Source organism: Lysobacter enzymogenes, assembly GCF_017355525.1.
Taxonomy (GTDB): Bacteria; Pseudomonadota; Gammaproteobacteria; order Xanthomonadales; family Xanthomonadaceae; genus Lysobacter; species Lysobacter enzymogenes_C.
The window spans coordinates 4,728,830-4,741,011 of record NZ_CP067395.1 but is presented as its reverse complement, the minus strand read 5'-3'; the positions used below and the strand labels follow the sequence as shown (position 1 = coordinate 4,741,011).

General features: G+C 69.5%; 12 protein-coding genes. 4 read left to right on the top strand and 8 right to left on the bottom strand.

Going from position 1 to position 12,182, the window contains the following annotated elements; genetic code table 11:
- Positions 1–86: 86 nt before the first annotated feature.
- The 4 genes from lpdA to JHW38_RS20010 form a co-directional block, all read right to left on the bottom strand.
- On the bottom strand, positions 87–1,901 hold the full coding sequence (lpdA, locus tag JHW38_RS20025) for a dihydrolipoyl dehydrogenase (protein WP_207523074.1): 1,815 nt from the start codon (positions 1,899–1,901) through the stop codon (positions 87–89).
- Between the two features lie 147 nt (positions 1,902–2,048).
- Positions 2,049–2,732: a hypothetical protein gene (locus JHW38_RS20020; protein WP_207523073.1), complete on the bottom strand. Its 684-nt coding sequence runs from the start codon at positions 2,730–2,732 to the stop codon at positions 2,049–2,051.
- Positions 2,733–2,831: 99 nt separating this feature from the next.
- Positions 2,832–4,238 (bottom strand): dihydrolipoyllysine-residue acetyltransferase, encoded by a 1,407-nt coding sequence (gene aceF, locus JHW38_RS20015; RefSeq protein ID WP_242690999.1) that lies wholly within the window; start codon positions 4,236–4,238, stop codon positions 2,832–2,834.
- Positions 4,239–4,442: 204 nt separating this feature from the next.
- Positions 4,443–5,222 (bottom strand): DUF2884 family protein, encoded by a 780-nt coding sequence (locus tag JHW38_RS20010; RefSeq protein WP_207523071.1) that lies wholly within the window; start codon positions 5,220–5,222, stop codon positions 4,443–4,445.
- Positions 5,223–5,334: 112 nt separating this feature from the next.
- Between JHW38_RS20010 and JHW38_RS20005 the strand changes: the two genes are divergently transcribed.
- Together JHW38_RS20005 and JHW38_RS20000 are read left to right on the top strand one after the other, a co-directional pair.
- Positions 5,335–5,622, top strand: a complete 288-nt coding sequence (locus JHW38_RS20005) for a hypothetical protein (RefSeq protein WP_207523070.1) — start codon at positions 5,335–5,337, stop codon at positions 5,620–5,622.
- 274 nt (positions 5,623–5,896) lie between these two features.
- Entirely contained in the window at positions 5,897–6,529 is a 633-nt protein-coding gene (locus tag JHW38_RS20000) for an OmpW/AlkL family protein (RefSeq protein WP_207523069.1), read from the top strand.
- A 185-nt stretch (positions 6,530–6,714) separates the two neighbouring features.
- Here the strand turns inward: JHW38_RS20000 and JHW38_RS19995 are convergent, their stop codons facing one another.
- From JHW38_RS19995 to JHW38_RS19980, 4 genes are all read right to left on the bottom strand, one after another.
- Positions 6,715–7,515 (bottom strand): VOC family protein, encoded by an 801-nt coding sequence (locus tag JHW38_RS19995; RefSeq protein WP_207523068.1) that lies wholly within the window; start codon positions 7,513–7,515, stop codon positions 6,715–6,717.
- Between the two features lie 216 nt (positions 7,516–7,731).
- Positions 7,732–8,574: a DMT family transporter gene (locus JHW38_RS19990; protein WP_207526438.1), complete on the bottom strand. Its 843-nt coding sequence runs from the start codon at positions 8,572–8,574 to the stop codon at positions 7,732–7,734.
- Positions 8,575–8,772: 198 nt separating this feature from the next.
- Positions 8,773–9,336: a DUF1453 domain-containing protein gene (locus JHW38_RS19985; RefSeq protein WP_207523067.1), complete on the bottom strand. Its 564-nt coding sequence runs from the start codon at positions 9,334–9,336 to the stop codon at positions 8,773–8,775.
- 449 nt (positions 9,337–9,785) lie between these two features.
- The gene (locus tag JHW38_RS19980) at positions 9,786–10,841 is read right to left on the bottom strand and encodes an NAD(P)-dependent alcohol dehydrogenase (protein WP_207523066.1); all 1,056 of its coding nucleotides are present in this window, start codon (positions 10,839–10,841) and stop codon (positions 9,786–9,788) included.
- A gap of 276 nt (positions 10,842–11,117) precedes the next feature.
- Between JHW38_RS19980 and JHW38_RS19975 the strand changes: the two genes are divergently transcribed.
- On the top strand, positions 11,118–11,600 hold the full coding sequence (locus JHW38_RS19975) for a YajQ family cyclic di-GMP-binding protein (RefSeq protein ID WP_207523065.1): 483 nt from the start codon (positions 11,118–11,120) through the stop codon (positions 11,598–11,600).
- Positions 11,601–11,622: 22 nt separating this feature from the next.
- Positions 11,623–12,180 carry a DUF1415 domain-containing protein gene (locus JHW38_RS19970; protein WP_207523064.1) on the top strand — a complete coding sequence of 186 codons (558 nt, stop codon included), beginning with the start codon at positions 11,623–11,625 and terminating at the stop codon, positions 12,178–12,180.
- The last annotated feature ends 2 nt before the right edge of the window (positions 12,181–12,182 follow it).

Sequence of the window (12,182 nt, the reverse complement as noted above, 5' to 3'; positions counted from 1 at the left end):
GAAAGAGCCTTCGAATCCAGCGCTTGCGCTGCGGATCGCGACGATCCGCAGCGCAAGCGCCGGAGCCGAAGGCTCGGTCGCGCCGCTTACTTCTTCTTCGGGATGTACAGATCGGTGATGGTGCCGTCGAACACTTCGGCGGCCATCGCAACCGACTCGCTCAGGGTCGGATGCGGGTGGATGGTGTGGCCGATGTCGGCGACCTCGCAGCCCATCTCGATCGCCAGCGCCACTTCCGAAATCAGGTCGCCGGCGTGCACGCCGACGATGCCGCCGCCGACGATGCGGTGGGTGGCTTCGTCGAAGATCAGCTTGGTGAAGCCCTCGGTGCGGCCGATGCCGATCGCGCGGCCGCTGGCGGCCCACGGGAACTTGCCGACGCCGACCTTCAGGCCCTTGGCCTTGGCTTCGGCCTCGGTCACGCCGACCCAGGCGATTTCCGGATCGGTGTAGGCCACCGACGGGATCACCCGCGCGACCCATTCCTTCTTCTCGCCCGCGGCCACTTCGGCGGCGAGCTTGGCTTCGTGGGTGGCCTTGTGCGCGAGCATCGGATTGCCGACCAGATCGCCGATGGCGAAGATGTGCGGCACGTTGGTGCGCATCTGCCGGTCGACCGGGATGAAACCGCGCTCGGTCACTTGCACGCCGGCCTGGTCGGCGCCGATCTTGGCGCCGTTGGGCGCGCGGCCCACCGCGACCAGCACGCGGTCGTACACGCCCGATTCCAGCGCCGGCGTCTTGCCGGCCTCGGCGCTTTCGAAACCGACCTTGATGCCTTCCTTCAAGGCCTCGGTGGCCGCGGCCTTGGTCTTCAGGTGCACGCTCACGCCCTGCTTCTTGAGGCGGTCGGCGAGCGGCTTGACCAGGTCCGGATCGGCGCCCGGCATCAGCTGGTCGAGGAACTCGACCACGGTGACTTCGCTGCCGAGCGCGCGGTACACGGTGGCCATTTCCAGGCCGATGATGCCGCCGCCGACGACCAGCAATTTCTTCGGCACGTCGGCCAGTTCGAGCGCGTCGGTCGAGTCCATGACGCGCTTGTCGTCCCACGGGAAGTTGCCGAGCTTCACCGCTTGCGAGCCGGCGGCGATGATGCATTGCTCGAAGCGGATCAGCTGGGTGCCGGCTTCGCCGCGCACTTCCAGTTCGTTCGGCGAGACGAAGCGGCCGGTGCCGGTCACCGTGCGCACCTTGCGCTGCTTGGCCATGCCGGCCAGGCCCTTGGTCAGCTGGCCGACGACCTTTTCCTTGTACTTGCGCAGCGCGTCTAGGTCGATCGTCGGCTTGCCGAAGCTGACGCCGTAGTCGCTGGCGTGCTGCGCTTCGTCGATGACCGCGGCCGCGTGCAGCAGCGCCTTGGACGGGATGCAGCCGACGTTGAGGCAGACGCCGCCGAGGCTGGCGTAGCGTTCGACCAGCACGGTGTCGAGGCCGAGGTCGGCGGCGCGGAACGCGGCGGTGTAGCCGCCGGGGCCGGAGCCGAGCACGAGCATGCGGCATTCGATGTCGGCCTTGCGGCCGCTCGCGGCGGCGGCGGCCGGCGCGGGGGCCGCGGCTGCAGGCTTCGGCGCTTCGGCCGCGGCCGGCTTGGCCGGCTCGGCGGCGGCAGCGGCAGGCTTGGGCGCTTCGGCCGCAGGCTGGGCGGCTTCGCCGGCGCCTTCGGCTTCCAGGATCGCGATCACCGCGCCCTGCGAAACCTTGTCGCCGACCTTGACGCTGATCGACTTGACCACGCCGTCGGCCGAAGACGGCACTTCCATCGTCGCCTTGTCCGATTCGAGCGTGACCAGGCCCTGGTCCTTCTTGACCGTGTCGCCGACCGCGACCAGCAACTCGATGACCGGTACGTCGTCGTAGTCGCCGATGTCGGGAACCTTCACTTCGATGCTGTTGGCCATGACGCGGCAATCCTCTTGAAAAGCTTCGCTGGCGCGCGCGTGGGGCGCGCGCGGTGGGGGCGCACGGCCGGGCCATGCGTGGCGTCCGCCGCGGCGGACGCCGGAAAACCGCCGATGCGCGCGAACTCGCCGCGCGCGCCGGCTCGATCAGGGTGCGGGCGGGGCCTGCAGTTGCTTGTCGAGCTCGTCGAGCGACTCGTTCAAGTCGCGCCAGCGGCGCTCGCGCTTGTTGGCGCTGGCGCCGGCCGCTTCGGTCAGCAGCGTGGCCTGCTCCATCAGGGTTTCGCCGACGCCGCAGTCCGGGCGCGCGCCGCTGACGCGCACGCCGTCGACCACGAACAGCAACTGGTCGGCGTCGCGGTACTCGGCCGGCTTGTCGGCCGGCACCGCCTGCTCCAGCGCGCGCTTCCAGGCCGCGACCAGGCGCTGCGCCAGCGCGGCCGGCATCGGCGCGTCTTCGCTGTCGATTTCCTGATCGACGCGCAGTTCCAGCGCGCCGCCGCCGCGCGAGCGGCTCCACACCTGCACACGCTCATTGGGCACGGCATGGCGCAGGGTCCAGTCGGCATCGGCGCCGGCGCCCGGGATCAGCAGCAGGCCGTTCTCGGTGGCGCGGGTCGGCAGCACGGTCAGGCTCAGGCGCGGCTCGGCCTTGCCGGCCAGCAGTTGTTCCACGGCCGAGCCGTGGTTTTCCGTCGCCGGCGGCCAGCCGCGGCCGAGCGGCGCGACGCAGCCGTCGGCGGCCTGCGCCAGCGGCGCGGCCAGGACGGCGGCCAGACCGAGCCAGGCCAAACGGTGGGAGACGCGGGCGGAACGCGGGTGACGGCTCATCGGCAAGAGAATTCCTGGTGGCGGACGGCGAAAGCGAACCGGGCGGCGGCCGCGCGATGCGGCGCGCCGGACGGCCGCGCGCGGCGGCCGCCCCGGCCGTTACAGCAGCGAGCGGCGCATATCGGCGAGCAACTGCGCCAGATACGCGGTGAAACGCGCCGCGGCCGCGCCGTCGATGACGCGGTGGTCGTAGGACAGCGACAACGGCAGGATCAGGCGCGGCGCGAACTGCTTGCCGTCCCAGACCGGCTTGGTCGCCGACTTGGACACGCCCAGGATCGCGACTTCCGGCGCGTTGACGATCGGAGTGAACGCGGTGCCGCCGATGCCGCCGAGCGAGCTGATCGAGAAGCAGCCGCCGCTCATGTCGGCCGGGCCGAGCTTGCCGTCGCGCGCCTTGGCCGCGAGTTCGCCGGTTTCGCGGGCGATCTGCAGCACGCCCTTCTTGTCGACGTCGCGCACCACCGGCACGACCAGGCCGTTCGGGGTGTCGGCGGCGAAGCCGATGTGGAAGTACTTCTTCAGCGTGAGGTTCTCGCCGCTGGCGTCGAGCGAAGCGTTGAAGTTCGGGAACTTCTGCAGCGCGTTGACCGAAGCCTTCATCAGGAACGCGAGCATGGTCAGCTTGATGCCGGCCTTCTCGTTTTCCTTGTTGAGCGCGACGCGCAGCGCTTCCAGGTCGGTGATGTCGGCGTCGTCGTGCTGGGTGACGTGCGGGATCATCGCCCAGTTGCGCGCGAGGTTGGCGCCGGAGAGCTTCTGGATCCGGGTCAGCGGCTTGGTTTCGGTTTCGCCGAACTTGCTGAAGTCGACCTTCGGCCACGGCAGCAGGTTGAGGCCGCCGCCGAGCGCCGGCGCGGCGCCGGCCGCGGCCGGCGCGCCGCCGCCGCCCTGCATGACGCCCTTGACGAAGGACTGCACGTCTTCCTTGCTGATCCGGCCGCCGCGCGCGCTGCCGCTGACGCGCAGCAGGTCGACGCCGAGCTCGCGCGCGAACAGGCGCACCGCCGGACTGGCGTAGGGCACCTTGTCGGGCATCAGTTCTTCGGCGGTGAAGGCCACCGGCGGGGTCCGCGGCGGCAGCGCTTCGGGATCGGTGCCGGCGGCGGCGCCGGCGAGCGGGGCCGGGGCTTCGGGCTTGGGCGCCTCGGCCTTCGCGGCCGGAGCCGGTTCGCTCTTGGCGGGGGCCGGGGCTTCGGCCTTGGCGGGGGCGGCGGGTTTGGCCGCTTCGGGGGCCGGCGCGGGCGCCTGCTTTTCTTCCCCTTCGGTTGGTTCGATCAAGGCCACCACGCTGCCTTCGGCCAGTTCGTCGCCGATCTTGACCTTGAGCTCGCGCACGATGCCGGCGAACGGCGCGGGCACTTCCATCGTGGCCTTGTCCGACTCCAGCGTGACCAGGCCCTGGTCCTGGGTCACCGTGTCGCCGACCGCGACCAACAGTTCGATGACGGGCACGCCGTCGTAGTCGCCGATGTCGGGGACGCGTGCTTCCTTCAGATCAGCCATGTTCGTGGGGCTCCGCAAATGCGCGAAAACCCTATTGTGTCTTGTGCGGGCGGTTGCGCCAACCGCGTTGCCGCCGGTGCAGTACTAAAGGCCTACGCGGCACAGCCGCTGCGCCGGCGGCGACTGCGTACGCCCCAGTACTGAGCGCCGCGGCCTTGGCCGCGCATGGATTTGCCGGCCGCAGCGGCCGCCGCCGCCGCCGGCTCAGCGCTTGCCTGCGCCCGGCGTGTCGTCCTTGGGCTTGAGCTCGACCTTGAGCAGGTCCAGCGCGCGCCCGTCGAAGCGGTAGGACAGTGCGTTCTCCAGCGCGTCGAGATCGAGCATGCGCTGGCACAGGCGCTCGCCGCGGCGTTCCAGCGCGTCGGCGCGCGGCTGCACCGCGGCTTCGATCTGGGCGTCGAGGTTGTCGAGTTGTTCGAAGCGCTTGACGTCGCCGCTGAGCGCAGCGCTGACCGCGCCGCCGACGTCGCCGATCACCAGCGGCACCGCTTCGCCGACCGCCTTGCCGATGCCGTCGCCGAGCCGCTTGCCGCTGAAGCGGGTCGGGCCGATCGCGTCGCGCAGGCTGGCGTCGAGCTGCTTGCGCGCCTGCGCGACCTTGGCCTGGGTGCGGTCGGGGTGGTTGCCGAGCTTGGCCGCGACTTCGCCGAGCGCGACCAGGGCGATGTCGGCCGCCTCGCGGGCGATGGCCTGGGTCTCGGGCATGGCCGCGCGGGTGCCGCGTTCGAATTCGGCCAGCCGCTGCGAGTCCTGCGCGCCGAGTTCGACCCAGCGGTCGTCGACGAACAAGCGGCCCTGGCGCATCACCAAGGCCTTGGGCTCGCCGTCCTGGCGGGTCAGGATCAGGCTGCGCTCGTTGAGGGTCAGCTGGTACGGGCTGTCGATCTCGCAACGTCCGTCGATCCTGACCTCGGCGCCGGCGGCGCCGCAGGCGACGAGGGTGGCGATGGCCGCGGCTAGGCGGAAAAGCGTGAGAGACGGCATCGTCGTGTCCTGGACGGTGGAGTGGAACGGCGGGATGGGCGCAGCGTGCCTGCGCCGCGACGGCTGCGGCGCGTGCCTTTCGGCGGCATGACCTTCGTCATGGCGGTTGACCGTGCCGATCCTGGCGCCTGGGCAGGCGTCGGACAAGGCGAAACGCGTGGCGCCGCTCGACGAACGTTCGCCCGCATGCGCGCTCGACGAGCGCGAATACAGTGACGAACCGGCGCTGCGGCAATGCGCCGCACGCGCCCGAAAACGCCGCGTTTCCGATCCGTTCAAACAATCGCCGCGGGTTCGCGCCAGCGCGCGTGCGCATTCGCGCGCCGTCGCGCATCGCCTGCGCGAGCCGCCGCGCGCGACGTTCATGTTTTGGCCATGCAGCGCGAAATCGGCTTTTTAAAGGCATTCGCTTGCTGCGCAAGGGTTTCGCCGCGCATCGGCGGCGCCGCTCCGCGCGTTCGCTTCGCGCACCGGTCGATGCATTCCGCATCGCTGCGCATCCGTTCATTTCGTTCATTTTTGCCTTGAAAACAGGCCTCTAGCACGCTCGCGACGTGAAAAGTTCCTTCACGCGCATCCGCGCAGCAAGTTCGATTCATGCATGCGTTGCTAACTTGCGCCCCGCCTCCCCCAAGGCACTACGCAACACACACAACAACACAGGAGTCCACTCCATGATCCGCTTCCGTCACTTGACCCTTGCCATGCTCGGCGCCCTGGCCTTCGCCCCGGCCGCCTTCGCTCAGGATGCGTCCACCGACAGCGCCAGCGGCAAGCGCTTCGCCATCGTCGGCGGCTACGCCCTGACCCAGCCGACCAAGAATCCGCAGATCGCCGGCACCCGCGCCAATCTGGACGGCGACGGCGCTCCGACCCTCAGCGCCAGCTACTTCATCAACGACAACTTCGCCGTCGAGTTGTGGGGTTCGGCCGACAAGTTCGGCCACCGCATCAACTCCAGCGCCGGCAAGCTCGGCAGCGTCGATTCGCAGCCCGTCGCGCTGAGCGGCCAGTACCACTTCCGCAACGCCGACAGCATCGTGCGTCCGTTCGTGGGCCTGGGCTACTACCAGGCCAACTACAGCGGCGAGAAGCTCGAGAACGGCCAGCGCCTGGGCGTGGACAACGCCAAGGGCGGCATCGCCACCGCCGGCGTCGACCTCAACATCAACCCGACCTGGTTCGCCCGCGCCGACGTGCGCTACATGCAGGGCAGCAAGTCGGACGTGAAGCTCAACGGCCTGAAGGTCGGCGAGGCCGAGCTGAACCCGGTCACCGTCGGCGTCGGCATCGGCGCGCGCTTCTGATAGCCGGAAGCCGCGCAACCGCGCAGTAGCAGTACCGCAGTACGCAACACCGCAGTGGCAGCAAGCGATGCGCCGTAGTGATCGACGGCAGTCGCCGCAGTACGTTGTAGCGTCAACGCAGTACGCAAGCGCAGTACCGGACGGGCTCCTTCGGGAGCCCGTTCTTTTTTGCGCGCATGGTTCGCTCAGGCCGGCCCGTCGCCGCGGAACTGGATCACGTAGAACGCCGCGCCGCGCGGATCGACCAGACGCGCGATGCGCACGCCGCTGTTGGCCTCGAACGGCGCCGACTCCAGCCGCCCGCCGAGGTCCAGCGCGCGCTGCACGCAGGCTTCCACGTCCGAGACCTGCAGATAGATCGACCAGTGCGGCGGCAAGTGCCGCCATTCCGGCCGCATCTGCAACAGGCCGCCGAGCAGGCGCTCGCCGTCGGCGAACACGCGGTAGCCGTTGCGCGCGCTGGGATGGCCGCGCAGGCGCCAGCCGAACAATTGCTGGTAATAGCGTTCGGCGCGGTCGATGTCGCGGGTCGCCAGCTCCGCCCAGCACACCGCGTTGTCGACGCCGAGCGCGTCGGCGCCGGGATGGGCGCGCTGCTGCGCCAGCGAGAACACCACGCCTTCGGGATCCGCGCACACCGCCATGCGCACGTGCTCCATCAGTTCGAACGGCGCGGCGATCATGCGCCCGCCGAGCGCGACCGCGCGCGCGGCGGCCTTGTCGCAGTCGTCGGTGCGGAAGTACACGCCCCAGTGCGGCGCGCTGATGCCGTCGGCGCCGCCGGCCATGCCCGGCACCAGGGTGTAGGTGCCGGCGACGTCGCGGCCGTCGAGCTGGAAGATGGTGTAGAGGCTGCCGTCGGGCATCGGCGTGCGCTCCAGCGTCCAGCCGAACAGATCGCGGTAGAAGGCCTCGATCGCCGGCTGGTCGTCGGTCGCCAGTTCGAACCAGCACGGGGCCCCCGGGGCGTGGACGAGTGCGGTCATGGCGGGCTCCCCTGGCGAAAACTGCGAACTGCGTCTCGACATTAACGCCGGTCGCGGCGGCCGTCATGGCGCGCTGCGGCGAGAAACGCAGGATTCCGCTAAGGGAATTCAGCTAAGGAAATCCTAAGACTTCCAAAGAAGTTCAGACGAGGGTGTTCGGGCGGGGACGCTGCGCGTAGTCGGCCCCGCTAATCGCCTTTTGTCGAAGGCGCTGCGCTAGGGATGTTCAGCTTCGACGTGCACCCGCTCGCGGCGCAGCAGGTACAGGCCGCTGGCGACGATGATCGCCGCGCCGGCCCAGGTGACCGAGTCGGGCAGCACGCCCCACAGGGCCAGGTCGAGCAGCACGCCCCAGATCAGCGCGGTGTATTCCAGCGGCGCGATCAGCGAAGCCTCGCCGAGCCGGAAGGCCTCGGTGACCGCGTACTGGCCGAGCGAACCGGCCACGCCGAGGCCGAGGATCAGCCAGACGTGTTCGCCGCGCAGCGGCACCCAGCCCGGCCACGCCAGCGCGCCGGCGCCGAGGGTCATCAGCACCATCAGCCAGACCATCATCGCCTGGGTGGTGTCGGTGCGCGCGATGACGCGCACGGTGATCGCGGTGACCGCGTAGCCGAGCGCGGCGGCGAGCACGGCCAGCGCGGCCAGGCTCAACATGCCCTCGCCGGTCGGCCGCAGCAGCACCAGCACGCCGAGCAGGCCGATGCCGATCGCGACCCAGCGCCGCGGCCCGACCTGTTCGCCCAGAAACGGTCCCGACAGCGCGGTGATCAGCAACGGGGCGATGAAGAATACCGAGTAGGTGGTCGACAGCGGCAGCCGGTTCACGCCGTAGACGAACGACGCCATCATCCCGATGCCGAGCGCGCCGCGCAGCAGGTGCAGCGGCCAGCGCACGCGCAGCAGGCTGGGCCCGCCGCCGCTGGCGAAGGCCCAGCCGAGCACGAACGGCAGCGACGAGGCGCCGCGCAGGGCCGCCACCTGGAACGGCGGGTAGTGCTCGGACAGCAGCTTCAGCAGCGCGTCCATCAGCGAGAACATCAACACCGCGGCGAGCATGGTGAAGGCCGCGCGGCGCGCGTGCGGGTGCGCGGCGGTCACGGCGCCGCTCCGGTGCGGGCGACCGCGCCGGCGCGCGCGCCGCGCAGGGCGCGCGGGCGGACGGCGTAAACGTGGGAGAACGACGTAATCATGGCGGTCGCGGCATCGGGGACCGGCATCATGACCCGGCCGCCGCTGCGCGTCATCGGGCTGCTGTCAGCCGATGTCAGCAGATTGCGCCGCGCGTTCGCGCAGCCGGCGGTGACGCCGCAGGCGCCGGCGCACGCCGAGGGTGTAGACCACGTAGTAACCCAGCAGCAGGCCGCCGACCGCGAATAACCCGCCCTGTTGCGGCAGCCAACTGCCGTGCGCCTGCACGCTCCAGACGTGCAGTCCCTGCCACAGTCCGTAGCCCAGGCGCGCGGCGATCAGCGCGGTCAGTCCGAGCGCGAACCAGCGGCTCGGGGTGTAGTACAGGCCTTTGGGCTCGTCTTCGAAGCGGGTCGCGGCCAGACCGAGCGCGCCCAGCGGCAGACCGATGAGCAAGCCGGCGCCGGCGTACAGCGGCGCATCGACGACCCAGTGGCCCGACACCCAGGCGCCGGCGAAGAACAGCAGCAGCGACAGCAGCGACAGCGCCGCGCCGAGGCTCACCGCCCAGCCCAGCGCACGCCGCCGCGCCTTGCCGTAGCGGTAACGCTGGATCAGGCCGATCGGGATCAGCAGCGCCCACAGCAGGGCGAGGGCCAGTACGGCGAGCGGGATGAGCAGCAGCGGCATGCGGGCAGTCTAGCGGCCCGCGGGTGCCGCTCGCTGTGCAGGTTGCGATGCGCAGACTTCAGGGGCGAATCGCGATGGAGCCCTGGATTCCCGCGTCCGCGGGAATGACGGCTGGGAGAGGCGTCTCGAATCTCTCCTAGCGTCGGAGCCCTGGATTCCCGTGTTCGCTGAAATGACGACAACGGGAATTCGAAGTCCCTCTCCCACGATGGAGCCCTGGATTCCCGCGTCCGCGGGAATGGCGGCTGGGAGAGGCGTCTCGAATCTCTCCTAGCGGCGGAGCCCTGGATTCCCGTGTTCGCGGAAATGACGGCAATGGGAATTCGAAGTTCCTGTCCCAACCGTCATTCCCGCGAAAGCGGGAATCCAGAGACTTCAGCGTACAACCGCGGCGAGCCCCTGGCGTCCCCGCTTCCGCGAAAACGCCAGGGGCCTGCGAACAGCTACGCTCAGACCATCTTGTCGAGGCTGGCGATATCGATCACGAACCGATAGCGCACATCGCCCTTGAGCATCCGCTCGTAAGCCTCGTTGATCGACTCGATCCCGATCAGCTCGATGTCCGACGCGACCCCGTGCTCGGCGCAGAAGTCGAGCATTTCCTGGGTCTCGCGGATGCCGCCGATCAGCGAACCGCCGAGCTTGCGCCGCTGCATGATCAGCGAACCGGCGGCGACCGCCGCGGGCTTTTCCGGCACGCCCAGCAGCACCATCGTGCCGTCGACCTTGAGCAGGCTCAGGTAGGCGTTGTAGTCGTGCTCGCCCGAGACCGTGTCGATGATGAAGTCGAAGCTGCGCGCCAGGCGCTTGAAGGTTTCCTTCTCGCGGGTCGCGGCGAAGGCGTGCGCGCCGAGCGCCAGCGCGGCCTCGCGCTTGGATTCGGACGTGCTCAGCACCGTCACCCGCGCGCCCATCGCCACCGCCAGCTTGACCGCCATGTGGCCGAGGCCGCCGAGGCCGACCACGGCCAGTTCGTCGCCGGCCTTGACGCCGTAATGGCGCAGCGGCGAATAGGTGGTGATGCCGGCGCACAGCAGCGGCGCGGCGCGGTCGAGCGGGATCGACTCGGGAATGCGCAGCACATAGGCCTGGTCGACGGTGATGCGGGTCGAGTAGCCGCCGTAGGTCGGCGCGCCGTTGCCGCGTTCGGTCGAGTTGTAGGTGCCGGTCATGCCCTGGTCGCAGTACTGCTCCTCGCCGGCCTTGCACTGCGCGCATTCGCGGCAGGAGTCGACGAAGCAGCCGACGCCGACGGCGTCGCCGGCCTTGAAGGTCTTGACGTTGGCGCCGACCTGGGCGACCCGGCCGACGATTTCGTGGCCCGGCACCATCGGGAAGATCGAGCCGCCCCATTCGTCGCGGGCCTGATGGATGTCGGAGTGGCAAACGCCGCAATACAGGATGTCGATCAGAACGTCGTCCGGGCCGGGTTCGCGGCGGTCGATCGAGAACGGGGCCAGGGACGAATGCGCGTTCTGCGCGGCGTAGGCTGCGGTCTTGAGCATGGGGGGATTCCAGGTGGCGTGGACGGGACGCAGCGGCGGCCTGATCGGCGGATCGGCCCGCGCCGGCCCGATCGGCTGGCGCGGCATGAAGGGCCTGATCGGCCTGCGCACCGCGGTCGTGGGCGCGGCGGCAGGCGGCGGACGCTGGGAGGTCCATTCTAGGCGCGCCGCGTCGCGCCGGCGTCAATCCCGGGCCGCCCGCGGCTGCAACACTGCGTATCGCCGCCGCGCTTGCGCTACCCTGTGCGGCGTTTCCCCCCACTGTGCGAGTGCGCCATGCCTTCTTTCGACGTGGTTTCCGAAGTCGATACCCACGAACTCACCAACGCGGTCGACCAGGCCAACCGCGAGCTGTCGACCCGCTTCGATTTCAAGGGCGTGGACGCCAAGTTCGTGCTCGACGACAAGCAGATCAGCCAGTCGGCGCCGAGCGAGTTCCAGCTCGAGCAGATGACCCAGATCCTGCGCCAACGCCTGTCGGCGCGGCAGATCGACGCGCGCTGCCTGGAGTTCGGCGACATCGAGACCAACTTGGCCGGCGCGCGGCAGAAGATCACCGTGCAGCAGGGCATCGAGCAGAAGCTGGCCAAGAAGATCGCCGCGGCGATCAAGGACGCCAAGCTCAAGGTCGAGACCCAGATCAACGGCGACAAGCTGCGCGTGACCGGCAAGAAGCGCGACGACTTGCAGGCCGCGATCGCGCTGCTGCGCGCCGGCGATTTCGAGCGTCCGTTGCAGTACGACAACTTCCGCGACTGATTACCTGAGCCAGGCCGCTGCCGTGAACGAGTACGGACCCGACCCTGTCGCCGAAACCCGCCGCTGGCTGGAGCGCGCGGTGATCGGGCTGAACCTGTGCCCGTTCGCCAAGGCGGTGCTGGCCAAGGGCCAGGTACGCTTCGTGCTCAGCTACGCGAGCACGCCGGAGCAGTTGCTGGAAGAACTGTCGTCGGAACTGGTGCTGCTGGAGCAGACCGACGCCGACAAGATCGACACCACCTTGCTGATCCATCCGCAGGCGTTGAACGATTTTCTCGAATTCAACGACTTCCTCGACCTCGCCGACGAAGCGGTGGCGCTGCTGGACCTGGAGGGCGAAATCCAGATCGCCAGCTTCCATCCGCAGTACCAGTTCGCCGGCACCGCGGAAGACGACGTCGGCAACTGCACCAATCGCTCGCCCTACCCCACCCTGCACCTGCTGCGCGAAAGCAGCGTGGAGCGCGCGGTGGCGGCGTTTCCGGACCCCGACGCGATCGTCGAACGCAATCTGGCGACGCTGGAGAAGCTCGGCGCCGACGGTTGGCGCAAGCTGTCGGACTGGAATTTCAGCGGCTGAAC